Annotated in this window: 25 protein-coding genes; 6 read left to right on the forward strand and 19 right to left on the reverse strand. The window is 54.1% G+C overall.

Annotation, left to right across the window (positions count from 1 at the left end; translation table 11 throughout):
• The first annotated feature begins 26 nt into the window (after nt 1–26).
• Nucleotides 27–1,358 carry a polyamine export protein PaeA gene (paeA, locus tag ACX9GT_RS22910; RefSeq protein WP_473188866.1) on the forward strand — a complete coding sequence of 444 codons (1,332 nt, stop codon included), beginning with the start codon at nt 27–29 and terminating at the stop codon, nt 1,356–1,358.
• A gap of 62 nt (nt 1,359–1,420) precedes the next feature.
• On the opposite strand, the gene ACX9GT_RS22915 is transcribed toward paeA, so the two are convergent.
• Nucleotides 1,421–1,627, reverse strand: a complete 207-nt coding sequence (locus tag ACX9GT_RS22915; protein WP_076943045.1) for a DUF1107 domain-containing protein — start codon at nt 1,625–1,627, stop codon at nt 1,421–1,423.
• Nucleotides 1,628–1,957: 330 nt separating this feature from the next.
• On the opposite strand from ACX9GT_RS22915, the gene ACX9GT_RS22920 reads away from it, so the two are divergent.
• Nucleotides 1,958–2,512: a YtfJ family protein gene (locus tag ACX9GT_RS22920; RefSeq protein WP_473188867.1), complete on the forward strand. Its 555-nt coding sequence runs from the start codon at nt 1,958–1,960 to the stop codon at nt 2,510–2,512.
• 43 nt (nt 2,513–2,555) lie between these two features.
• Here the strand turns inward: ACX9GT_RS22920 and cysQ are convergent, their stop codons facing one another.
• Entirely contained in the window at nt 2,556–3,296 is a 741-nt protein-coding gene (gene cysQ / locus ACX9GT_RS22925; RefSeq protein ID WP_473188868.1) for a 3'(2'),5'-bisphosphate nucleotidase CysQ, read from the reverse strand.
• A gap of 403 nt (nt 3,297–3,699) precedes the next feature.
• Between cysQ and ACX9GT_RS22930 the strand changes: the two genes are divergently transcribed.
• Complete coding sequence (locus ACX9GT_RS22930; protein WP_473188869.1) at nt 3,700–5,652, forward strand: bifunctional 2',3'-cyclic-nucleotide 2'-phosphodiesterase/3'-nucleotidase; 1,953 nt, start codon at nt 3,700–3,702, stop codon at nt 5,650–5,652.
• 277 nt (nt 5,653–5,929) lie between these two features.
• The gene (locus tag ACX9GT_RS22935; protein ID WP_473188870.1) at nt 5,930–8,047 is read left to right on the forward strand and encodes a TonB-dependent receptor; all 2,118 of its coding nucleotides are present in this window, start codon (nt 5,930–5,932) and stop codon (nt 8,045–8,047) included.
• Nucleotides 8,048–8,102: 55 nt separating this feature from the next.
• On the opposite strand, the gene fklB is transcribed toward ACX9GT_RS22935, so the two are convergent.
• On the reverse strand, nt 8,103–8,723 hold the full coding sequence (fklB, locus tag ACX9GT_RS22940) for an FKBP-type peptidyl-prolyl cis-trans isomerase (RefSeq protein ID WP_473188871.1): 621 nt from the start codon (nt 8,721–8,723) through the stop codon (nt 8,103–8,105).
• Between the two features lie 269 nt (nt 8,724–8,992).
• On the opposite strand from fklB, the gene ACX9GT_RS22945 reads away from it, so the two are divergent.
• Entirely contained in the window at nt 8,993–9,679 is a 687-nt protein-coding gene (locus ACX9GT_RS22945; protein ID WP_473188872.1) for an OapA family protein, read from the forward strand.
• Here ACX9GT_RS22945 and ACX9GT_RS22950 read toward each other — a convergent pair.
• From ACX9GT_RS22950 to yjfP, 6 genes are all read right to left on the reverse strand, one after another.
• Nucleotides 9,676–10,035: a DUF488 domain-containing protein gene (locus ACX9GT_RS22950; protein ID WP_473188873.1), complete on the reverse strand. Its 360-nt coding sequence runs from the start codon at nt 10,033–10,035 to the stop codon at nt 9,676–9,678. The two genes, ACX9GT_RS22945 and ACX9GT_RS22950, sit on opposite strands and share 4 nt — an antisense overlap.
• A 109-nt stretch (nt 10,036–10,144) precedes the next feature.
• Nucleotides 10,145–10,597, reverse strand: a complete 453-nt coding sequence (gene rplI / locus ACX9GT_RS22955; protein WP_076943051.1) for a 50S ribosomal protein L9 — start codon at nt 10,595–10,597, stop codon at nt 10,145–10,147.
• 39 nt (nt 10,598–10,636) lie between these two features.
• Nucleotides 10,637–10,864 carry a 30S ribosomal protein S18 gene (rpsR, locus tag ACX9GT_RS22960; protein WP_000135199.1) on the reverse strand — a complete coding sequence of 76 codons (228 nt, stop codon included), beginning with the start codon at nt 10,862–10,864 and terminating at the stop codon, nt 10,637–10,639.
• Between the two features lie 4 nt (nt 10,865–10,868).
• Nucleotides 10,869–11,186 carry a primosomal replication protein N gene (gene priB / locus ACX9GT_RS22965; protein ID WP_473188874.1) on the reverse strand — a complete coding sequence of 106 codons (318 nt, stop codon included), beginning with the start codon at nt 11,184–11,186 and terminating at the stop codon, nt 10,869–10,871.
• Between the two features lie 8 nt (nt 11,187–11,194).
• Nucleotides 11,195–11,590 (reverse strand): 30S ribosomal protein S6, encoded by a 396-nt coding sequence (gene rpsF / locus ACX9GT_RS22970; RefSeq protein WP_037404458.1) that lies wholly within the window; start codon nt 11,588–11,590, stop codon nt 11,195–11,197.
• Between the two features lie 208 nt (nt 11,591–11,798).
• Nucleotides 11,799–12,551, reverse strand: coding sequence for an esterase (yjfP, locus tag ACX9GT_RS22975; protein WP_473188875.1), 753 nt, complete (start codon nt 12,549–12,551; stop codon nt 11,799–11,801).
• 105 nt (nt 12,552–12,656) lie between these two features.
• On the opposite strand from yjfP, the gene bsmA reads away from it, so the two are divergent.
• Nucleotides 12,657–12,965, forward strand: coding sequence for a biofilm peroxide resistance protein BsmA (gene bsmA, locus ACX9GT_RS22980; protein WP_473188876.1), 309 nt, complete (start codon nt 12,657–12,659; stop codon nt 12,963–12,965).
• 4 nt (nt 12,966–12,969) lie between these two features.
• Here the strand turns inward: bsmA and ACX9GT_RS22985 are convergent, their stop codons facing one another.
• The 10 genes from ACX9GT_RS22985 to hfq all read right to left on the reverse strand — a co-directional run bounded on the left by ACX9GT_RS22985 (nt 12,970) and on the right by hfq (nt 24,406).
• Nucleotides 12,970–14,598: an isovaleryl-CoA dehydrogenase gene (locus ACX9GT_RS22985; protein WP_473188877.1), complete on the reverse strand. Its 1,629-nt coding sequence runs from the start codon at nt 14,596–14,598 to the stop codon at nt 12,970–12,972.
• Nucleotides 14,599–14,723: 125 nt separating this feature from the next.
• Nucleotides 14,724–15,455: a 23S rRNA (guanosine(2251)-2'-O)-methyltransferase RlmB gene (rlmB, locus tag ACX9GT_RS22990; protein WP_473188878.1), complete on the reverse strand. Its 732-nt coding sequence runs from the start codon at nt 15,453–15,455 to the stop codon at nt 14,724–14,726.
• A 60-nt stretch (nt 15,456–15,515) separates the two neighbouring features.
• Nucleotides 15,516–18,002, reverse strand: a complete 2,487-nt coding sequence (gene rnr / locus ACX9GT_RS22995; protein WP_473188879.1) for a ribonuclease R — start codon at nt 18,000–18,002, stop codon at nt 15,516–15,518.
• Between the two features lie 59 nt (nt 18,003–18,061).
• Nucleotides 18,062–18,487 (reverse strand): nitric oxide-sensing transcriptional repressor NsrR, encoded by a 426-nt coding sequence (nsrR, locus tag ACX9GT_RS23000; protein WP_473188880.1) that lies wholly within the window; start codon nt 18,485–18,487, stop codon nt 18,062–18,064.
• Between the two features lie 204 nt (nt 18,488–18,691).
• Nucleotides 18,692–19,990 (reverse strand): adenylosuccinate synthase, encoded by a 1,299-nt coding sequence (locus ACX9GT_RS23005; protein ID WP_473191675.1) that lies wholly within the window; start codon nt 19,988–19,990, stop codon nt 18,692–18,694.
• A 97-nt stretch (nt 19,991–20,087) separates the two neighbouring features.
• Nucleotides 20,088–20,288, reverse strand: coding sequence for a DUF2065 domain-containing protein (locus ACX9GT_RS23010; protein ID WP_473188881.1), 201 nt, complete (start codon nt 20,286–20,288; stop codon nt 20,088–20,090).
• A 58-nt stretch (nt 20,289–20,346) separates the two neighbouring features.
• On the reverse strand, nt 20,347–21,357 hold the full coding sequence (gene hflC, locus ACX9GT_RS23015; RefSeq protein WP_473188882.1) for a protease modulator HflC: 1,011 nt from the start codon (nt 21,355–21,357) through the stop codon (nt 20,347–20,349).
• Between the two features lie 3 nt (nt 21,358–21,360).
• Complete coding sequence (gene hflK / locus ACX9GT_RS23020) at nt 21,361–22,626, reverse strand: FtsH protease activity modulator HflK (RefSeq protein ID WP_473188883.1); 1,266 nt, start codon at nt 22,624–22,626, stop codon at nt 21,361–21,363.
• 92 nt (nt 22,627–22,718) lie between these two features.
• Nucleotides 22,719–23,999 (reverse strand): ribosome rescue GTPase HflX, encoded by a 1,281-nt coding sequence (gene hflX / locus ACX9GT_RS23025; RefSeq protein WP_473188884.1) that lies wholly within the window; start codon nt 23,997–23,999, stop codon nt 22,719–22,721.
• A gap of 98 nt (nt 24,000–24,097) precedes the next feature.
• Entirely contained in the window at nt 24,098–24,406 is a 309-nt protein-coding gene (gene hfq / locus ACX9GT_RS23030; protein ID WP_459400983.1) for an RNA chaperone Hfq, read from the reverse strand.
• Between the last annotated feature and the right edge of the window lie 114 nt (nt 24,407–24,520).

Consider the following 24,520-nt stretch of genomic DNA (forward strand, 5'->3'; position numbering starts at 1 on the left):
ATCCCGTCGGCACCAATGGATAGACTATGTTAAACAGTATTTTACTGATTCTTTTTCTGATTGCGGTGAGTGCATTTTTCTCGCTTTCGGAAATTTCTCTGGCTGCGTCACGCAAGATCAAACTGAAACTGATGGCTGACGAAGGTAACGTCAATGCCGCCAGAGTGCTTAAACTGCAAGAAACACCGGGCCTGTTCTTTACCGTGGTACAAATCGGCCTCAACGCTGTGGCCATTCTGGGCGGTATCGTCGGTGATGCGGCTTTCTCCCCCTCTTTTAAAGTGTTATTCGATCGTTTCCTGTCGCCTGAACTGTCGGAGCAAATCAGCTTCATGTGTTCGTTTGTGCTGGTGACCAGTATGTTCATCCTGTTCGCGGATTTGACCCCGAAGCGCATCGGTATGATTGCACCAGAGACGGTTGCCGTCCGGATCATCAACCCGATGCGTTTCTCGATCATGATCTGCCGGCCACTTGTGTGGTTCTTCAACGGTATGGCTAACCTGATCTTCCGCCTGTTCAAACTGCCGATGGTGCGTAAGGACGACATCACCTCCGACGACATTTACGCGGTGGTGGAGGCCGGTGCGCTGGCCGGGGTGTTGCGCAAGCAGGAACATGAGCTGATTGAAAACGTGTTCGAACTGGAATCACGCACGGTGCCTTCGTCGATGACCTCCCGTGAAAGCGTGATCTACTTCGATCTGCGCGAAAGCGAAGACAGTATCAAAGAGAAGATTTCCACCCACCCACACTCCAAATTCCTGGTCTGCGATGGCAACATCGATCAGGTGGTCGGCTATGTCGACTCCAAAGACCTGTTGAACCGCGTGCTGGGCAACCAGAGCCTGGTGCTGAGCAGCGGCGTGCAGATCCGCTCGGCGTTGATCGTGCCCGATACCTTAACCCTGTCAGAAGCGCTGGAAAGCTTTAAAACTGCGGGGGAAGACTTTGCGGTGATCCTCAACGAATATGCGCTGGTGGTGGGGATCATCACCCTGAACGATGTGATGACCACGCTGATGGGCGATCTGGTGGGCCAAGGGCAGGAAGAGCAGATTGTGGCGCGTGACGAAAGCTCCTGGCTGATTGAAGGCGGTACGCCGATCGAAGATGTGATGCGCGTGCTGCACATTGATGAGTTCCCGCAGGCCGGTAACTATGAAACCATCGGCGGGTTTATGATGTATATGCTGCGTAAAATCCCGAAACGCACCGATTTCGTCAAGTATGCTGGCTACAAGTTTGAAGTAGTGGATATTGATAGCTACAAGATTGACCAGTTGCTGGTTACGCGCCTGAGTGACAAACCGACCAGCCTATTGCCAAAAACCCCGGATGAATCCCCTCAGGCATAAACGCCTGGATCCAGAAACATCAGCGGCCCCGTTTGGGGCCGCAATTGTTTGGAGATTTTTAATCAACCCATTTCGGCTTGCAACAGCAACACCTGACGGTTGACCTCTGACATCACGCTGAAATGGCGTTTGTCGCGCACCTTCGGTATCAGAATTTTGCCTTTGTCGAATTCGAATGCCCCTACATCTTTGATGTACAACCGCCCTCGGAACAGGGTTTTGACATACTTCGCCACCTTCAGTGGATTATAACGCTGGAAGATTCTCATTGTTTTACTCTCCTCCCATTGGAGCAATGCGCTCAGCGGGCCACCAAAGCGGCAGCCTCGAAATTCGGAACGCAACTTGTCTTACTATCTAGTAGATTGAGTAAAGACTATTTTGTTCAACTCCGCCTGGTTTTCTGCACTGTATTTACACTTTTTGACAGAATTGTATAGAATTATTTTTGAATTTATCAGTATAACCCTTCAAAAAACGCATGAAAGGAGCCAGAAGGGAAAACTGCGATCCGGCTAACAGGACAGACCTCTGATGACCACCTATGCTTTAGGCACCTGCGTATCATTTAATAATAATTTCCCCTTTCAGGAGAATGCATGAAAAAGAGTAGCCTGCTGATGATAGCGCTGCTGTTGGCCCCAATGCTGGCCTCGGCACACAACTTCCAACTCCAACAGCGCGTCGCCCCTATCGGCATCAGCGATAAAGGAGAGTTGAATTACGATAATGATAAGTTTAGCTATAAAAGCTGGAATAGCGCGCAGCTGAGCGGAAAAGTGCGTGTCGTCCAGCATATTGCTGGCCGCACCTCCGCCAAGGATCTGAACGATCCGCTGATTGAGGCCATTAAGGCTGCCAAGCTACCGCACGATCGTTACCAGACCACGACGATCGTCAATACTGACGATGCCATCATCGGCACCGCCATGTTTGTGCGCAACAGCATTGAAGACAGCAAGAAAACCTTCCCTTGGTCGCAGTTTATCGTCGACAGCAATGGCAACGTCAAAAAAGCCTGGGATCTGCAACCGAAAGGTTCCGCGATTGTGGTACTGGACCAAGAAGGCAAGATCCAGTTTGCCAAAGATGGTGCATTAACGCCGCAAGAGGTACAGCAGGTGATGACGATGCTGCACCAGTTGCTGAAATAGCGGGTCGGTGTGTCGTCCCGCCATAAACATTGGCGGGACTCTGCTAGAACAGCGAAACCCGAAAACCGGGATTAAGAAAAGATTCACGCGGTGCATACCGCAGTGGTTTGCCCTGCCAGTCGTGGATTTTCGCCCCGGCGGCCACCGCGACCGCGTGCCCTGCGGCAGTATCCCAGATATTGGTTGGCCCAAAGCGCGGATAAAGCTGCGCTTTCCCTTCCGCCACCAGACAAAACTTCAGCGAAGAGCCCACACTCACCGTTTGATGTTCACCTAACTGATTCAGGTAATCCTTCAATTCATCGTCGCTATGCGAACGGCTGACCACCACCAAAGGCGGATGAGCATTGCTGACGCAGATCGCACGGCGTTGCCCCCCCTCTTCTTTCCAGGCTTTACCGCGTTCGGCCAGATACAAAACATCTATTGCTGGCGCATAAACCACGCCCATCACCGCTTCACCCTCTTCGATCAGGGCAATATTGACCGTGAATTCGCCGTTACGATGTAAAAACTCTTTGGTGCCGTCGAGGGGATCGACCAGCCAGTAGCGCGTCCAGTTACGGCGCACTTCCCAGGCGGGTGGATCTTCTTCCGACAGCAGCGGTATGCCCGGCGTTAGCGCGGCCAAGCCCCGTTGGATAATATGATGCGCAGCCAGATCGGCAGCGGTAACCGGGGAGTCATCTTTTTTTTGTGCCACATCAAGCGGTTGTTCACCGTTATACACCGCCATAATCGCCGCCCCCGCTTCGCGGGACAACTGGCAAATTTGCTCTAACATCATTCACCTCTGAAACTCGGTTTCTCGGGAAATTTCCCCTTGCTACAGCTAGCAGCCTAGTTTTTTTTCCGTGGAATAGCCATCTCAACCGCTTAGAGCCTATTCCAGTAGGCGTAATTGGCACAGCCAGTTTGGACACGGACAGCGCGCAGAAACCGGAGCGTACACGCAGTACGTGAGGATTTCGAGCACTGCCCAGGGCCAAAATGGCAAGTGAAATAGCCCTAATGGGATAGGCTCTTAACTCGCGGTATTTCCTCAAGTCTTGTTCATCACAACTTTGCACTTCACTGCGTTACATTCGGCAATTTTCTGCCAAACTTCACAGTTTGGTGATATGCCCAATGATAATTACATATCCCTTTGCGATACCTCTCGAATATTAATGGAATGGAGACAACCAATGATAAAACGTCCACTGAGATTATCCGCCCTTGCTCTGCTGGTGTGCGCCTCAGCCCAGGCCGCAACGGTGGATCTGCGCGTGCTGGAAACCAGCGACCTGCACAGCAATATGATGGACTTCGACTATTACAAGGACAAACCAACCGATAAATTTGGCCTGGTGCGCACCGCCAGTCTGATCCAACAGGCACGTCAGCAGGTTACCAACAGCGTATTGGTAGATAACGGCGATCTGATTCAAGGCAGTCCGCTAGCCGATTACATGGCGGCCAATGGATTAAAACCCGGCGATATTCATCCGGTTTATAAAGCCATGAACACGCTGGATTACGTGGTGGGCAATATCGGCAACCACGAATTCAATTACGGCCTCGATTACCTGAAAAATGCCCTCGCCGGCGCTAAATTCCCGTACGTCAACGCCAACGTCATTGATGCAACCACGCAAAAGCCACTGTTCACCCCTTACATCATTGTCGATACGCCAGTCAAAGATCGTGATGGCAAAGCCCATACCTTGCGTATCGGCTATATCGGCTTTGTGCCGCCACAAATCTTAAGCTGGGATAAAGTGAATCTGCACGGTAAGGTTACCGTCAACGACATCACCGAAACCGCCAAACGTTATGTGCCTGAGATGCGTCAGCAAGGGGCCGATCTGGTGGTCGCCATTCCCCACTCCGGCCTTTCTAGCGAGCCGTACAAAGCGCTAGCAGAAAACTCGGTGTACTACCTCAGTCAGGTACCGGGTATCGACGCCATCATGTTTGGCCATGCCCATGCGGTATTCCCGAGCCAAGATTTCGCCAAGATTCAAGGCGCAGACCTTGATAAAGGTCTGCTGAACGGCGTGCCAGCGGTGATGCCGGGCCAGTGGGGCGACCACCTTGGCGTGGTGGATCTGCAACTGAACAACGACAGCGGCCGTTGGAAAGTGACCGCCGCCCAAGCAGAAGCACGGCCGATCTACGATAAAGAAAACAAAAAATCGCTGGTGGCAGAAGATGCCAGTTTAGTGAAAGTCTTGCAGCAGGATCATAAGGCAACGCGCGAATTTGTCAGCAAACCGATCGGCAAATCCGATGGCAATATGTACAGCTATCTGGCACTGGTACAGGACGATCCGACAGTGCAGATCGTCAATAATGCGCAAAAAGCCTACGTCGAACACTACATTCAGGGCGATCCGGATCTGGCCGATCTGCCGGTGCTCTCCGCTGCTGCGCCGTTTAAAGTCGGTGGCCGCAAAAACGATCCTGCCAGCTTTGTCGAAGTGGAAAAAGGCCAACTGACTTTCCGCAACGCCGCCGATCTTTATCTCTACCCGAATACCTTAGCGGTGGTGAAAGCCAGCGGGAAACAGGTCAAAGAGTGGCTGGAATGTTCCGCCGGGCAGTTCAACCAGATCGACCTTAATAGCAGTAAGCCGCAGGCGCTGATCAACTGGGATGGATTTCGCACGTATAATTTCGATGTCATCGACGGTGTGAATTATCAGATCGACGTCAGCCAACCGGCGCGCTACGACGGTGAATGTGTGCTGATTAATGATAAAGCGGAACGCATCAAGCAACTGACCTTCAACGGCAAGCCGATCGATCCGCAGGCGACTTTCCTGGTAGCGACCAACAACTATCGCGCCTACGGCGGTAAGTTTGCCGGGACCGGCGAGCAGCACATCGCCTTTGCTTCACCGGATGAAAACCGCTCAATACTGGCGGCTTATATCAGTGCAGAAACCCAGAAACACGGCGCAGTGCAGCCACAGGCGGATAATAACTGGCATTTGGCAACATTGCGCAGCGCGCAACCGCTGGATGTCCGCTTTGAAACTTCACCCAGTGACAAGGCGAATGTCTTTATTAAACAGCATGCGCAATATCCCATGAAAGCCGTTGGCACAGACAGCAATGGGTTTGCTCTGTATCAGTTGGATCTCCAAGCGAAGTAACCTCTGGTGGGGCGTGCCACCCGCGCCCCCTCTTTGCCACGTTCCCGTATTCTCTTCGCACTGCGCTTACCCAAGCAATGAAAAACCGCTCATCCACGGCACAAATAAAGCACGGTAAACCCTCTATTCACGCCGGAGAGACTGCTATCACAAACGCATAATTAAGAATGAGTATCTTAATGATAATTATTTACATTAAAAAATGATTCGTTACAATGCGGCCATCAACCAGCATCACACCCTGAAAATCCGCTCATCGACAATCATGGAATCAAGTATGTTTAAAAATAAAAAAAGGGCTTTTTATTCTTTAGGCGTGTTTGTAGCCGCTTCGGCTGCTCACCCTGTGTTATCTGCCGAAACAGACGAGATCGTCGTCACCGCATCAGGATATGAACAGAAAATCACTGAAGCCGCCGCCAGTATCACCGTCATTAGCCAACAAGCGCTCAGTCAGCGTAAATTCAATGACTTGGCGGAGGCTTTATCCGACGTAGAAGGCGTTGACGTACGCAGCGGGACCGGGAAAACCGGCGGGCTTGATATCAGTATCCGTGGCATGCCCAGTAGCTATACGCTGATTCTGGTCGATGGTATCCGCCAGAACGGCACTGCCGATGTCACCCCCAACGGTTTCAGCACGATGAACACCAGCTTTATGCCCCCGCTGTCTTCGATTGAACGTATCGAAATAATACGCGGCCCGATGTCCACCCTGTATGGTTCAGATGCCATGGGCGGTGTCGTCAATATTATTACCAAAAAAACGGCGAAAGAGTGGTCCAGTGCGGCCAGCCTTGACCACACATTTCAAGAAGATACCGATTATGGTGACAGCAGCAAATTTACCTTCTATTCCAGCGGAGCACTGATTGAAGACCAGCTTGGCTTAGCGCTGCGCGGCAGTATCTTCCGGCGAGAAGCGTCACACGTCACCTCATCAACCTCAGGAACCGAGTTGAGCAGCCGCGGCCCTAACCCGGTAAAATCAGACAACTATAGTTTGGGCAGCAAGTTCACCTGGCAGCTTAATGAAAAAAACGCCCTCTGGTTAGACGGTGAGTTGGCCAACCAAAAATACGACAATAGCGAAGGCCAATTAGGCACCTTGGGGGACGGTGCTCGTGGGGGTTATGACGATACCATCCGCTATGAGCGCCGCAAAGCAACGCTCGGGAGTGACAATCAGCTGGATTTCGGCAAATGGACCTCCAGCCTGAGCTATAACCAGACCGAAACCAAAGGCCGGTTGATTAACTCATCAGTGGTCGAAAAAGGCTCCAATCTGGTGGGTGATAAACGTCTGTTGGAAAATACCAATCTCATTCTGGATAGCAAACTGGTTGCCCCGGTGGGAGAGAGCCACTTATTAACCACTGGCGCACAATATATCAATGCCACGATGAAAGATGGCGTCGTTCTGGCAACCACCGGCGAGAAATTCGAACAGGACTCCTGGGCATTATTCGGTGAAGACGAATGGCGGCTGATCGACTCTCTGGCACTGACCTACGGCGCACGCTATGAATATCACGATGCCTTTGGCAGCCACGTCAGCCCCAGAGCCTATCTGGTATGGAACGCTCTTGACGACTGGACCTTCAAAGGGGGCGTGAGTACCGGGTATAAAACCCCAAGCCTGGCTCAGTTGCATGACGGCGTCAGTGGGGTCAGTGGACAGGGCACCATTGTTATTCTTGGTAACTCGAACCTGAAACCGGAAGAGAGCACCAACTACGAGCTAGGAGCCTATTACGATAACTATACCGGCTTCAAAGCGAACGCCACGTTGTTCCATAACATTTATGAAAACAAGATCAGCTCTTACGAAATCAATGACCTAACCTCCAGCTATCAGAATATCGGTAAAGCCATTACTCAAGGGGTGGAGTTAGCCACCACAATCCCGCTGTGGTCGGACAATTGGTCACTGAATATGAATTACACCTACACCGACAGTGAGCAAAGAGATGGGGATAATCGGGGAGCGAAATTAACCAATACGCCGGAGCATATGGCCAATGCCAAGTTGAACTGGGCGATCAACGATCAGTTCTCTTCCTGGATCAAGGCGGAGTATCGTGGAGAAATGGCCAGATTCACCGCCAATTACGATAATCTTTCCGCTCTGGATAGAGTCGTCTATGACAATCTGGGATCTAACTTCAAGTCTTACACCGTGTTTAACCTGGGCGGCTCTTACAAGGTATCAAAAGACATCACGTTAAATGGCTCGGTGAATAACCTGTTGGATAAAGACTTTACCGCCACGCACACCTATGAAGTCAACGGGAGTAGCACGACCGCCGGGGATTACTTCACCAGCAGCCAATCAACCGCCGGGAACGTGATCGCCGGGCGCAATTACTGGCTCTCAATGAATGTCACTTTCTGATCCAGAACATTGATCGAAAAACACAGCGGTCGTTCACCACGACCGCTGTCACCGGTTACAGGATTTCCAGCAACTCGACTTCAAACACCAACGCGCTGAATGGCGGGATGGAAGCACCCGCGCCACGCTCGCCGTAGGCCAGATCGTGTGGAATATACAACTGCCATTTGGAGCCGACCGGCATCAGAGTCAGCGCTTCGATCCAGCCTGGGATCACGCCGCTAACCGGGAATTCCGCTGGCTGGCCGCGCTCAACGGAGCTGTCAAACACGTCGCCGTTAATCAGGCGGCCGGTGTAATGCACACGCACGCGGTCCTGGCGGGATGGGATCGGGCCATTACCCTGTTCCAGCACGGAGAACTGCAGGCCAGACTCGGTTAACGTCACATCATCACGCTTAGCGTTATCTTCCAGGAACTGTTGGCCTTCAACGGCCATCGCCTGCTGGCGATCGCGGCGTACCGCATCCGCACGTTCGTGGATCTCACGCAGCGCACGATGCACCACATCAACCGGAACCGCCGGGGCATTCCCTTCCAACGCATCACTCAAACCCGCCAGCAACGCTTCCGGTTGTAAACCTTCCAGACCGGACTCTTGCAGTTGCTGGCCGACCTGTAAACCAATCCCGTAACTTGCTTGCGCTTCAACGCTATCAAAAGAAGGGGTTGTCATTGGGATTTTTCCTTTAGTCTCTAAAAAGTCGAAAGCGCAGCATAACAGCGCCGCCAAGCCGGGTAAAATCTTGTGTAGAGAATGATGACTTTTGTCGTAGAAAAAGAAACAATCACTTTCTATTAACATTCAAGGTTGTCTACCCCTTAGCAACCCTCCACTGCAAACCATTAGCGGGCTATTATATCAATCGCTTTGAAGGGTATACTGGCGTTGTCAGTAAACCATTTTTTACAGTGGCATTTTTACGCAGTTGAAGAGAGGTCATCATGGGCAGAATCGCGCCCAGGAGAAGGAAAACCACCCGAGTCTACCAGCCGCTGCTGCGCACCTGGCTGAATCTGAGCCAGCGCCTGAAACCCGGCACGGCACCAAAGACAGAGCTTCCGGAAACGTCAGAAGAGGCGGATTTGCCGCCATCAGCGCCAAACGGCAAGGGGCAGCAGATCAAAGCCTTGTGGCTGAAGGTATGGCATCTGCCGGACAGTTTTCACTGGATGGAGCCACTGCCCTATTTTCACCGCCGCTGGGTGATCGTTTTTGGCACCATTCTGCTGCTCTCCTTGCTATGGCCCTATTCCGACGATAACGGCTCGCGCCAGTTCCCGGTCACTCAGCAGGAAAACAGCATACCGTTGCAGGCGGAACTGATGGGCAATAATCCGCAGCACACGACGGCACAGCCCGCAAATGACAACTGGCAGCGCTATCAGATCCAGGCAGGCCAAACCCTGGCGCAGCTGTTCCGCGACAACAGCCTGCCGGTGAGTGACGTGTTTGCCATGGCGCAGGTTGAAGGCAGCGACAAGCCGCTCAGCACTCTCAAAGCCGGGCAGGAAGTGCGTATCGAACGTGGTGCCAACGGCGTGATTATCGCGCTGTCCGTCACTGCGGCCGATAACAGCGAAGCCCTGTTCCGCCGTCAGGCCGATGGCAGCTACCGCCGTCTTCGCTAACCGTTAATCTGCTCCAACAGGAAATCACGCAGTACAACGCCCTGGTTGTGCTGTGTATCCTTGCTGCCATACAGCAATGTCAGCGATTCGCCTTGCCGCAATAACGCCACCAGCGGCTGCCAGGCGTCGTTTTCCGCCAGTTGCTGACGGTAGCGTTGCTCAAACTCATCCCACTGGTCGGTATGCTGGTGAAACCACTGGCGTAATGCATTATCCGGTGCCACCTGTTTCAGCCACTCCACGCCCTGCAACCTTTCCTTACTGACGCCGCGCGGCCACAGCCGATCGATCAGGTAACAATGCTCCGGTGCCGGAGCGCTAAAATCATAAACTCGCTGTAAGTTGATTTCTGCCATTTCGCGCTTCCCCTACCAACAGATAGCCACAGAGTAGCGCGTTTCACCGGGCGCAGAAAAGCAAAACGCCAGCACAAGGCTGGCGTTTTAACTTGGCTGGCAGTCGCGATTAAGCTTCTGCAACCACCACTACATTCAGCTGTGCGAACACGTCGCTGTGTACCTGGAAGTGCACTTCGTGCTCACCAGTGGTACGCAGAACGCCGTTCGGCAGACGAACTTCGCTCTTGGCAACTTCAACGCCTGCCGCAGTGACTGCGTCAGCGATGTCGCGGGTGCCGATAGAGCCGAACAGTTTACCTTCGTCGCCTGATTTAGACGCGATGGTGACTGAACCCAGTTCGTTGATCTTGGTTGCGCGAGCTTCGGCAGCAGCCAGAACGTCAGCCAGTTTGGCTTCCAGTTCAGCACGGCGTGCTTCGAAGAACTCTACGTTTTTCTTGGTAGCAGGAACAGCTTTGCCCTGTGGTACCAGGAAGTTACGGGCATAGCCCGCTTTAACGCTAACTTGATCACCCAGGCTGCCCAGGTTTGCTACTTTATCAAGCAGAATAACTTGCATTACCTTATCCTCTCAAAGTCGTTAATGGACAGTGGCCGATTACTGATGACGATCAGTGTACGGCAACAAAGACAGGTAGCGCGCGCGCTTGATAGCACGGGCCAGCTGGCGCTGATATTTTGCACGAGTACCGGTAATACGGCTCGGGACAATTTTACCACTTTCAGTGATGTAGTTTTTCAGCGTAGCGATGTCTTTATAGTCAATCTCTTGAACGCCTTCCGCGGTGAAACGGCAGAACTTGCGACGACGGAAATAACGTGCCATTTGGCTAGTCTCCAGAATCTATCAATTCAATCTGCTCGGCATGCAGGACCAATTTGTTCAGCCCGTTGCGCCCTTGATGGCAGCTAACGAAGCCTTGCACGGTAACCTGACTGCCGACCGTTAATCTTTGAGTTAAAGCTTGTGACTGTTGTCCGCTGACAACCACGGGCATTCTGCACCAGGCTTGTCTGCTAAATCCGGCCTCTACCTGCGCTGAGCGATGCTCAAGCACAAACTGGCAATGAGGTATTCCGGAAGGACTCACTCTTCGCACCGGCGTCTTGCACACTGTGCCAGACAACACCAGACGATTAGCCGTCACGGCGGCAATTACTCTTCAGAATCCCCAGCATCATCATCAGCGGTTTCGCTAGCGAAATCATCGCGGCGATCGCCACGGCGTTCGTCTTTCGCTTTCACCATTGGAGATGCTTCGGTTACCGCGTGCTTAACGCGCATAACCATGCTGCGGATAACGGCGTCGTTGAAGCGGAAGTTAGTTTCCAGCTCATCGATCGCTTCCTGCGGAGCTTCAACGTTCAGCAGAACGTAGTGAGCTTTGTGCAGTTTGTTGATCGGATAAGCCAGCTGACGGCGGCCCCAGTCTTCCAGACGGTGAATCTGACCTTGCGCGTTAGTGATGGTAGCACTGTAACGCTCGATCATGCCCGGAACCTGTTCGCTTTGGTCAGGATGGACCATAAAAACGATTTCGTAATGACGCATCGAATTGCTCCTTACGGATTATTCAGCCTCCTGTCAGGGTCAACCGCGGCCCATGGAAGCAAGGAACGTGTGTATGTGTGCGGCTGAAAAATGACGCGTAATCATACTGGCGCAGGGTGGGAAACTCAAGGATAGAGTGGGATTTATTGTGGCCTTCTGGCAAATACCCTTGGAAAAAGCCATATTGCCCCCAATTGCGGGGGCGGGTTTACAGCGAGCGTTGGAAAAAGGCGACCGTGGCAGCCAGCGCGCCGGGCGTAATACGATGCCGAACGCCCGCTTCGGTGAGATAGGTTAACGGCTGGCTCAGCCCGCGCTGGCACAGTTCACTGGCCAAGCGTTCACTTTCCGCTGCGGGCACCACATCATCCGCTTCGCCGTGCCAGAGCAGCAGCGGCCGCTCGGCGATATTATCCCAATGATGCTCTACTTCGTAATCGGCCAGCGGCGCAATGCGGGCCGCGAAGGTGGCTTCGTCCAGCGGCTGGCCTTGATCATCCAACGGGGGATACAGCGTCTGGGCCAGTGAAGAGAAATAGCCGGAACCCATCAGGCTGGCGGCAGCCTTGATCCAAGGATAACGAGTGAACGCGCCCAGCGTGGTCATACCGCCCATCGAAGCGCCACCCACGCCGACGCGCTGCCCCGCGATCAACCCACGTTGCTCAAAATGCGTCTTTAGCGCGGGCAGTTCGTCAACGTTACTTTTCAGGATCTCCCAAAAATGCGCCAACCGCCGCGCTTCGTTGCCGTCAAAGCGCTCACCGTGCATTTCGCAGTCCGGCAGTACCGCACGGAACCCGGCTTTTGCCAGCGCATAAGCAAAATAGGCATACACTTCTTTCGAGGAGGTATAACCGTGATAGAAAAAAACCGTCGGTAACGGTTTCTCATACTGCCCCGCTGGCACCGCGTGGATCACCGCAATATTCCCTGCGCGTTCATCATGCATCTCTACCATACGTTCCCCCTTGCTCACAGCCAGCAATGATTGCTTGAAGAATAAAGGGTATAACAGATGATTGCGTTACACTGAATAACTGAAGAGGATTTTCCGAGGCCTGCCATGAATCTTCCCCACACTGCGATCGCCGTGCTGCTGATCGGCCTGCTCTCAGGCTGTAGCCTGTCTCAAACCACGCCCAAACCGCCGCCAACGCCCAGCGTGCAAGCGCAGCAAATTACCCGGATGCAAGCCACTGGGCTGGAAAAGATGGCAACCATCAGCGCGCAGGTGCGCGGCAGCCCAATGGACGTGGAAGCTGAGATCCAGCGCAAAGCCAATGCCAGCGGCGCACGTTATTACCTGATCATCATGAGCAGCGATATCATCGTGCCTGGTCAATGGTACTCACAGGCGATTCTTTATCATTAACTCTTTATGCCCCCATTGCCCGGCTGAGCAACGTGTCGCACACGGCATCCGGCAACAGGCTTTCTCCACGATGACCCAGCGTTAAATGGCACCAGGCCGCAGCAACCGGTGGGCTGCCATGCTGCAACAACTGCGCGGCGCAGCATAAGTCGAACAGTTGCTGGGTCAGTAAACGCCCCATTTCTTCCCGCGGCTGGCGCATACGCTGCTGCCACTGCCGCCAGGCGCGATCGAACAGGCAATTTTGCCCACGCACGGTGGAAAGCTCGTGCTGCAACACCTCCAGTGCCCCCGGCAGTTTATGCAGGCTGCGCAACACATCCAGGCACATGATGTTGCCAGAACCCTCCCAAATGCTGTTCACCGGCATTTCACGATACAACCGTGGCAATTCGTTTTCTTCGCAATAGCCGATACCCCCCAGCACCTCCATCGCCTCGGCGATAAACGGCGCACCTTGGCGACAGAGGCTGTATTTGGCGGCTGGCGTCAGCAGGCGACTGTAAATCGCCTCGCCTTCGTTGTTCCGGTTTTCCCAGGCTCGGGCCAAGCGGAACAGTAACGCCGTGTGCCCCTCAAGGCGTAACGCCATGCGCGCCAACACCTGGCGCATTAACGGTTGTTCAATCAGCGTTTTGCCGAATACCTGCCGCTGTAGCGCATGATATAGCGCTACCGACAATCCACGCCGCATCAGGCCGTGGCTGCCGAGCGCACAGTCAAAACGCGTCATTCCGCCCATTTTAAGGATGTGCCGCACGCCGTCGCCTTCATCCCCCAGCAGCCAGGCGGTGGCGTCCTGAAATTCTACTTCGCTACTGGCATTGGAACGGTTGCCCAGCTTGTCTTTCAATCTTTCCAGCCGCACCGTATTGCGCGTGCCATCCGGCAGAATGCGTGGCAGGAAGAAGCACGACAGCCCTCCTTCCGTTTGTGCCAGCACCAGATGCGCGTCGCTTTGCGGTACCGAAAAGAACCATTTGTGGCCGACCAACCGATAGGCTTCGCCATTACCACGCCCGCCAAGCGGCACTGCGCTAGTGGTGTTGCTCAGAACGTCCGATCCTCCCTGTTTTTCAGTCATCCCCATGCCAATCAGTAAACCGCGTTTTTGCGCCCCCGGCAGCAAGTGGGCGTCATAACGATCGGAAAGCAGCGGGGTTAGCCAAGGTTGAAAGACCGACGGCAGTGAACGTTGCAACAGCGGAATAGCGCCAAAAGTCATGGTGATCGGGCAAAGCGTTCCGGCTTCAACCTGCGCATGCAGCACAAAACGCGCGGCACGAGCAACAAAAGAACCCAGGCGAGCATCTTCTTGCCACGGCAGATTATGTACCCGATTAGCCACCAGCCCTTGCATCAGGATGTGCCAAGCGGGGTGAAAACGCACATCGTCCAGACGTTGCCCGCTGGCATCATAGCGCAGCAGCTCCGGCGGATTGGCATTAGCCAGCCGCCCCAGTTCCAGCGACTCCTGTGTGCCTAGCTGCTGGCCAAGAGAGGCCAACACCTCAAGATCCCAGTTGGCTTGTTCACGCTGCACCGCTTCACGCAATGGCGTATCGGAAAGGAAAAGGTTGCTGTTGCCCAAGGGCTTGGGCTGGTTAAAAACCGTATGCGTATTCCAGACCATGTTTTGGCTCCCTGATTAACACATCAAGGTCATTATGGTCGTTGAGGGGATTTCTGCCGGAGACGGGATCACAAGATGGAAGATTGGAGATAGAGGCGGAGAATCCCCGCCCCTGAAAAGCGTTATCAGCTACGCTGACGTACCGCTTCAAACAGGCAAATACCAGTAGCCACCGAAACGTTGAGCGAGGAAACCGTGCCCGCCATCGGGATGCTGATCAGTTCATCGCAGTGTTCACGGGTCAAGCGACGCATACCTTCGCCTTCGGCCCCCATCACCAGCGCCATCGGGCCGGTCATTTTACTTTGATACAGCGTATGGTCGGCTTCCCCTGCGGTACCTACTACCCAGATATTCATCTCTTGCAGCAGACGCAGGGTACGCGCCAGATTAGTGACGCTGATCAACGGCACGTTTTCAGCCGCACCGCAGGCCACTTTCTTCGCCGTGGCATTCAGTTGTGCGGAACGATCGCGCGGTACGATCACCGCATGCACCCCGGCCGCATCGGCGCTGCGCAGGCAGGCACCGAGGTTGTGCGGATCGGTCACGCCGTCCAGCACCAACAGGAATGGCGTTTCGATGCTGTCCAGCAGGCCCGGCAAGTCATTCTCCTGATACTTGCGCCCTTCACGCACCCGGGCGATAATCCCCTGATGGACCGCGCCTTCCGCCTTTTCATCCAGCCATTGGCGGTTAGCCACCTGGATCACAATGCCGGTGGCTTCCAATTCAGCAATCAGCGGTTGCAAACGGCGATCGTCACGCCCTTTGAGGATAAACACTTCCAGGAAGCGTTGCGGATCACGCTCTAACAGGGCTTGGACGGCGTGAATGCCGTAAATAATTTCGCTCATAATGCTCTTTTAACTGTGCGGCCGGGGGAAAACCGGCCGAGGATAATAACGTGCTGCCGGTTAACCCTGTGCAGCACCTTTGCTTTTGCTGGCGCGTTTGGCTTTGGTCGCTGCCGCTATCTTTTTGGTTTTGTCAGACGGTTTTTTGGCTTTCGCCTTTTGGTCTTTCTTCACCTTGTCGGCAGGTTTGGCCCCTTCTTTGCGGAAGGCGCTGTCCGGCTCAAAGTTGGCCGGTGACTTGCCACCACGGCGCTTTGGCTTCGCCTGGGCACGACCTGCACCGGCGCCATCACGCAAGGTACGCTGCCCACCGCTCTTGGCGCGCTCGCGCTCGGTTTTGCCTTCACCGCGCGGTTTACGAGTGCTGGAAACCAGCGCGAAGTCGATCTTGCGCTCGTCCATATGCACCGCATCAACGCGGATCTCTACCGTGTCACCCAGGCGATAAACCATGCCCGAGGATTCACCAATCAGGCGCTGGCCGATATTATCGTAGCGATAGTAATCGTTATCCAGCGTCGATACGTGCACCAAGCCATCGATAAACAGATCGTTCAAGCGAACAAAGAAGCCGAAGCCGGTGACGCTGGCAATAATCCCGCTGAACACTTCACCGACGTGATCCTGCATGAAGTCACACTTCAGCCAATCGGCCACGTTGCGGGTGGCTTCATCCGCACGGCGCTCGGTCATCGAACAGTGAGCACCCAGTTGCAGCATCTCTTCAAAATCGCTGTGCCAGCCGCCGGTCGGCGTCCAGCGCTCTTTCTGCTCACCATGCTCTTTAGCCAGCAGGTACTTGATGGCACGGTGCAAGGACAGATCCGGATAACGGCGGATCGGCGACGTAAAGTGGCCATAAGACGCCAGCGCCAGGCCAAAGTGGCCGCGGTTTTCTGGATCGTAGATCGCCTGTTTCATCGAGCGCAGCAACATGGTTTGCAGCATTTCGCGATCCGGACGATCCGCCACTTCATCCATCAGGGTGGCATAGTCTTTCGGCTGCGGCTTCAAACCACCGCCCAGCGTCAGGCCCAGCTCACTCAATACGCTGCGTAGCGCAGAGATATGATCGTCACTTGGGCGATCGTGTACACGGAACAGCGCCGGTTCGCCGTTCTTCTCCACAAACCGCGCGGCGGCGATGTTCGCCATGATCATGCATTCTTCGATCAGCTTGTGTGCGTCGTTACGTACCGTAGGCTCCACGCGCTCAATGCGCCGCTCGGCGTTGAAGATAAACTTGGCTTCTTCGGTTTCGAAGGCAATACCGCCACGCTCGGCGCGCGCCTGATCCAGCACTTTATACAGGGCATGCAGTTCCTGTAGGTGTTTAACCAGCGGATGATACTGCTCACGCAGATCCTGATCGCCCTGCAAAATATGCCAGACTTTGGTGTAGGTTAAACGCGCATGGGAACTCATCACCGCTTCGTAGAATTTGTGCGAGGACAGTTTACCTTGAGCGGAAATGGTCATCTCACACACCATACACAGGCGATCGACCTGCGGGTTGAGCGAGCACAGGCCGTTGGACAGCACTTCCGGCAGCATCGGGACCACTTCAGACGGGAAATAGACCGAGGTGCCACGGCTGCGGGCTTCATCATCCAATGCGGTGCGCGGACGCACGTAATAGCTGACGTCGGCAATCGCCACCCACAGGCGCCAGCCACCGCCGCGTTTTTTCTCACAGAACACGGCATCATCGAAGTCACGGGCATCTTCGCCGTCGATGGTCACCAGCGGCAGATGGCGCAGGTCGACACGCCCTTTTTTGGCCGCCTCTGGCACTTGCTCGCTAAGATCGGCCACCTGTTTTTCCACCTGTGGTGGCCAGGTATGCGGGATCTCATGGGTACGCAATGCGATATCCACCGCCATGCTGGTGCCCATCTTGTCACCGAGGATCTCGACAATCTTGCCGACCGCTTTGGTACGGCGCGTCGGGCGTTGGGTCAGTTCGACCACCACCATATAGCCCATGCGCGCGCCGCTGACCGAATCGGCCGGGATCAGAATATCAAAGCTCAGGCGGCTATCGTCCGGCACCACAAAGCCGGTACCGGCATCGGTAAAGTAGCGGCCAACAATCTGGCTGGTTTTTGGCACCAGCACGCGCACAATACGCGCTTCGCGGCGACCTTTGCGATCTTCACCCAAAGGTTGCGCCAGCACCACGTCGCCGTGAATGGCCATTTTCATCTGTTCGGCGGAAAGATAGAGATCGTCTTTACGGCCATCAATACGCAGGAAGCCGTAGCCGTCGCGGTGCCCAATCACGGTGCCGCGCAGCAGATCCAGGCGCTCCGGCAGCGCATAGCACTGGCGGCGAGTAAACACTAACTGCCCGTCACGCTCCATCGCACGCAGGCGACGACGCAACGCTTCCAATTGTTCTTCACCGGATAAATTCAGTTCGTTACCCAACTCTTCGCGGCTGGCCGGCGTTTCACGTTTCGCCAAATGGGCCAGGATAAATTCACGGCTAGGGATCGGGGATTCGTATTTTTCTGCTTCTCGTTCCAGGAATGGATCTTGTGACATTGAGGTTCCTCCGTTGTCATCAGCAGGATGTCGCTGAACCTTGTGTTCTCAGCGACGCTTTATTCAACAAGCAAAAGCTTGTAGAGCGGCGGGTTGTCCTCGACCATATCGGCCAAAGTATGTTTATCCAACTCTTCAAGGAAATTTTGTACGCTCTGGTGGAGCACCTGCTTCAGGCGGCAGGCTGAGGTGATATGGCAAAATTCGCGGCTACAGTTAACCAGCGAAATCGGCTCCAAGGCGCGCACCACATCGCCAAGGCGGATGGTTTCAGCCGGTTTGCCCAACCTGATCCCGCCATTTTTGCCACGCACAGCCATGACAAAGCCTTCGCGGCTCAGCTGGTTGATGATTTTTACCATATGGTTGCGTGAGACGCCGTACACCTCCGTCACTTCCGAGATGCTGGTCATTTTGTCCGCTGGCAATGACGCCAGGTAGATCAATGCCCGCAGGCCATAATCAGTAAAACTTGTTAACTGCACGTCTACCTCTGGGTATCAGGTTACTTGACTGATTTTGGATGACTCTCTTGGATAATAAACCAGCCAGAGAGTTCGCAGCTAATTATTTAGCGCTGAGAAGGCTCTCAACTAGCATAATGAAAGGATTTTTTGATGTGAAACCGTAATCGGGGAGAACAAATGAGAAAAACAAACCGAGACTAGGCCCGGTTTGCTTGTACAGATTTACGCGTCGAATGGATCGCGCAGAATCATGGTTTCGCTACGGTCCGGGCCGGTCGAGATAATATCTACCGGTACACCGGTTAGTTCTTCGATACGCTTGATGTAGCTCAGCGCCGCCTGTGGCAGTTTGCTGTGCTCTTTCACACCAAAGGTGGTTTCGCTCCAGCCCGGCAGGGTTTCGTAGATTGGCTCAATACCTTCCCAACCTTCTGCTGCCAACGGCGTGGTGGTCATTTCGCGGCCATCCGGCATACGATAACCTACACAGATTTTCACTTCTTTCAGGCCGTCCAGCACGTCCAGCTTGGTCAGGCAGAAGCCGGACAAGGAGTTGATCTGCACAGCACGACGCACCGCTACCGCATCCAGCCAGCCAGTACGACGACGACGGCCCGTAGTAGCACCAAACTCGTTGCCCTGCTTGCACAGGAACTCACCGATGTCATCAAACAGTTCGGTTGGGAATGGACCTGCGCCCACGCGAGTGGAGTAGGCTTTCACGATGCCCAGCACATAGTCCACATAACGCGGGCCAATGCCAGAACCGGTCGCTACGCCGCCAGCGGTGGTGTTGGAAGAAGTCACATACGGATAGGTACCGTGATCGATATCCAGCAAGGTGCCCTGCGCGCCTTCGAACATGATCAGGTCGCCACGCTTGCGCGCACCGTCCAGCAGTTCGGAAACATCAACCACCATCGCGGTCAGGATGTCGGCAACCGCCAGCACATCGTCCAGCGTTTTCTGGTAATCGACAGCGTCTACTTTGTAGTAGTTAACCAGTTGGAAGTTGTGGTAATCGATGATGTCTTTCAGCTTCACAGCGAAAGTTTCTTTGTCGAACAGGTCACCCACGCGCAGGCCGCGGCGAGCCACTTTATCTTCATAAGCCGGGCCGATACCGCGGCCGGTGGTGCCGATCGCCTTCGCGCCACGCGCTTTCTCACGCGCGTTATCCAACGCAACGTGATAAGGCAGGATCAGCGGGCAGGCTTCAGACAGTAACAGACGTTCGCGTACCGGGATGCCGCGCGCTTCGAGTTCACCCATTTCCTTCATCAACGCATCTGGGGCCAGAACCACACCGTTGCCGATGATGCTGGTGACGTTTTCACGCAAGATACCTGAGGGAATTAAATGAAGAACGGTTTTTTCACCGTTAATAACCAGAGTGTGGCCAGCGTTATGGCCACCTTGGTAGCGCACAACATATTGAGCCCGTTCAGTCAGCAGGTCTACGACCTTGCCCTTACCTTCGTCACCCCATTGGGTGCCCAGTACGACGACGTTCTTACCCATTTTCAAAATCACCGGTTGCTTAAAAATGGATTCTACCATCGTAATTCCTGAGTTTCAGCACTTTTAGCATACGATTGCATACTTTTTCGGCTAAACTTTAAACCCCCATGCGGCTACGCAACATGTAGTAGATCACGCAGCCCGCAACCACTATTCCACCGCCAAAACGCCGTAATGTTGAATCCGGTAATTGCGTCATCGCCAAGATCATCCTGCGCCAAGCCTGTGGAAACAGCATCGGCCCCAGCCCTTCCAATACCAAAACCAGCCCAAGCGCCAGCCAGATCGTCGAGTTCATATCTCCCCCAATAAGAAGGGCCCGCGATTGACGGGCCCCTGATATCACTATGCTGGCATTATCTGTTGCGCGTAGCTTCTGGCGACTTCATGTAGCGGAAGAAATCGCTGTCTGGGCTCAGCACCAAGACGTCCTGGTTGCCAGGGCCAAAGCTGGTTTCATAAGCACGCAGGCTACGGATGAACGCATAGAAATCCGGATCCTGACTGAACGCATTGGCAAACAGTCTGGCCGCTTCTGCATCACCGGCACCGCGAGTGATACGCGCCTGACGCTCGGCCTCCGCGATCGTACGGGTCACTTCGTAGTCGGCGGTGGCACGCAGCTTCTCAGCTTCTTCCTGACCTTGTGAACGGTGACGACGGGCTACCGCTTCACGCTCTGCACGCATACGCTGGAAGATCGCATCAGAGACTTCGGCTGGCAGGTTGATCTGCTTGATCCGCACGTCAACCACTTCGATCCCCAGAGCCGCCATGCTGTTCGGGTTAACCGCTGGCTGCTTGCCGGTGGTTTCCCGCTCAACACGCGCTGCGGCAGAAGCAATAGCGTCATCCGCTTCCGTGGTGACGGCTTCTTCACCGTCACCAACGGTACCGGTGTTCAGCGCGTCACGCACGTCGGCCATCAGGCGACCACGTGAATCGGTAACGATATCACGCACGTCCAAACGACCAATCTCAGAACGCAAACGGTCACTGAACTTACGTTTCAGCAGCACTTCGGCCTGAGAAACATCACCACCACCGGTTGCCAGGTAGTAGCGGCTGAAATCACTGATACGCCATTTCAGGTAAGAGTCGACGATCAGGTCTTTCTTCTCGCTGGTGACAAAGCGATCGGCCTGGTTATCCATGGTCTGGATGCGCGCATCCAGCCTTTTCACGGTTTCAACAAACGGGATCTTAAAGTGCAGACCCGGCGCATAAACCCGCGGTTTGTTTTCGTTGTCGCGCAGTACTTTGCCGAAACGCAGCACGATACCGCGCTCGCCTTCCTGTACTACAAACAGTGAGGTATAGAGGGCTACCAACACTACAGCGACGATAACTATGAAAGACTTACGCATTGATTATTCTCTCCCTACGCGAGTGTTGTCGCTACGCTGCGTATTTGCCCGGCGCTGGTCCATCATCGAACTACCGCTGGTGCTATTGGTGCCCGCATCTGCCGTTGTGCTGGTAGAAGGAGCAGGGTTGAGACGAATCAGGCTGGTATCTTTACTGCCTTCGGTCGCCGCTTTACCGGTTTGGCCACGCAACATCTGATCCAGTGGTAACACCATCAGATTGTTATTGCCTTTGTCATTCACCAGCACCTTGCGGGTATGGCTCAGGACTTTCTCCATGGTTTCGATATACAGACGCTCACGGGTCAGTTCCGGGGCAGATTTGTATTCCGGCAACAGTTTGGCAAAGCGCGCCACTTCACCCTGAGCTTCAAGAACCGTACGGGCTTCATAAGCTCTGGCGTCTTCTAACAGACGTTGTGCCTGACCGTTGGCACGCGGCTGAACTTCGTTGGCATAAGCTTCTGCTTCACGAATGTATTGCTGCTCGTTCTCACGTGCGGCAATCGCATCATCAAACGCGGCCTTCACCTCTTCCGGCGGACGTGCTGCCTGGAAGTTGACGTCCAGCAGGGTGATACCCATTTTGTACGGACGAATGGTTTCTTCCAGTACACGCTGGGTATCGCTACGCACGATAGTACGGCCTTCGGTCAGGATTTTATCCATGGTGTATTTACCGATAACGCCGCGCAGCGCACTGTCGGTCGCCTGTCTCAGGCTGTCGTTGGCATCGGTCACGCTGAACAGATAGGCCGCCGGATCGGTGACGCGGTACTGCACGTTCATCTCTACGCGCACCACGTTCTCATCGGAAGTCAGCATCACGCCGGATGCTGCCAGTTCACGCACCGACTCCACGTTAACCGGACGCACTTCGTCAATGAAGGTCGGTTTCCAGTTCAGGCCCGGCTGCACCAGATGGCTGAATTTCCCGAAACGTGTCACCACGCCGCGCTCAGCTTCTTTGATGGTATAGAAACCGCTTGCGGCCCAGATCACCACCACCGCAACCGCAGCAATACCGATAATACGGCCACTGAAGTTCGGCCCGGTTGAACCGGTGCCACCGCTGTTATTGCTGTTGGAGCCTTTGCCCCCGCCCAAGCTGCTCAATTTCTTGCTCAGTTTGCGGAAGATGTCATCCAAATCAGGTGGCCCTTGCTCGCGACCGCCTTTGTTGTTACCGCCAGAGTTGCCGCCATTATTATTGCTGCTCCCCCACGGGTCGCGGTCCTGTCCGTTATTACCGGGCTGATTCCACGCCATGTTTTAGCTCCATTATTCTGTGATTGGGTACTTCAGGCTAACACTTAACCCACTCTGTTATTGAATGAGCACTCAAATGTAACAGTATATGATCATACGATAAAGTTAATCAGGTCCTGTTCCTGCTTACAGAGGCGACGCCACTCCACGATCGGCATACGTACCACCACACCGATACTGCCGTCCTCTTCGTTCCACTCTTTCTCGATTGCCTGAAGCTGATAAAAACGGCTACGAAGACGGCCTGCCTCTGGCGGTAAACGCAGTTCGTAATGTGCGATTTCCCCCGAGAGGCGCTCCGTCAACGCCTGAAATAGCAACGGGATCCCTTCACCGCTGGCGGCGGACAGCCACACGCGGATCGGTAAGTTTTCATCGTTGCGATCGATACGCGGGACGAAATCATCCAGCATATCTATTTTGTTCATCACTAACAGTGTAGGTATTTCATCCGACTCAATCTCTGCCAGTACGGTATTCACCGCTTCAATGTTTTCGTCCACCCGGGTATCCGCAGCGTCGATCACATGTAACAACAGAGAAGCCTGGCGCGTCTCCTGCAACGTCGCTTTAAAAGCGGCAACAAGATCGTGCGGCAAGTGCCGGATAAAGCCTACGGTATCCGCCAACACGGTATCGCCCACGTCCGCTACGTCAATACGCCGCAGGGTAGGATCCAAGGTGGCAAATAGCTGATCTGCCACATAAACGTCGGCAGATGTTATTCGGTTAAACAGGGTAGATTTACCGGCGTTGGTGTAACCCACCAGCGATACGGTTGGCACATCGGCACGGGTACGCGCTCGCCGCCCCTGATCGCGCTGCTTCGCAACCCGCTCAAGGCGCTTGAGAATCAGGCTGATGCGATCGCGCAGCAAACGACGGTCGGTTTCTAGCTGGGTTTCCCCCGGGCCGCGCAGGCCAATCCCGCCTTTCTGGCGTTCAAGGTGCGTCCAACCACGAACCAGACGAGTGGCGATATGACGCAACTGCGCCAGCTCAACCTGCAGCTTACCTTCATGGGTACGGGCACGCTGGGCAAAGATATCTAAAATCAACCCGGTGCGATCGATCACGCGACATTCACACAGGCGTTCGAGATTTCTCTCCTGCGCTGGGGAAAGGGAATGATCAAACAGGACAACAGACGCGCCACTGGCTTTCACCGCATCTGCAATTTCTTCGGCCTTTCCTTCACCGACAAAGTATTTGGGATGAGGTGCTTTGCGGCTACCAGTCACCACTTGCAAAGCCTCGACGCCCGCAGAAGAGACCAGCGATTCGAATTCACTGAGATCTTCTGTATCTTTGTCTTGCGAGAAATAGATATGAACCAGTACGGCCTGCTCACCGGCTTCATAACGGTCAAACAAGCGTGCAACCTCTCAAACGGATGAAAACCGCGAGTTTGGGGGACATAAACAGCACTTTGCTGCCTATGCACCCCGTCATGGTTGACTCGCAACGCGCCTTATTCAGCGTCATCGCTTTCCTGCTGCGGCGGTTGCGGCGCAGACGGGTTGTTACCATGGTGATAATTACTGGTGCCGCTGCTCGGAGTGTTGCTATGGTGCGATACCGGGCGTGACGGGACAACGGTAGAGATAGCGTGCTTATAAACCATCTGGCTCACCGTGTTCTTCAACAGGATGACAAACTGGTCAAAAGACTCAATCTGGCCTTGCAGCTTAATACCATTCACCAAATAAATAGAAACCGGAACACGTTCACGACGCAATGCGTTCAGGAACGGATCTTGCAAAGATTGCCCCTTAGCCATTCTATCTTTTCCTTATTTGCTTGTTGTTTGTAACTAAGAACCTATCGGCTCTAAAATAAACGACGTAAAAAATTTGCGCGCTGAAAACTCATCAATTGTACACAATCACTCAAC

Source organism: Serratia sp. YWN4 (assembly GCF_055790845.1).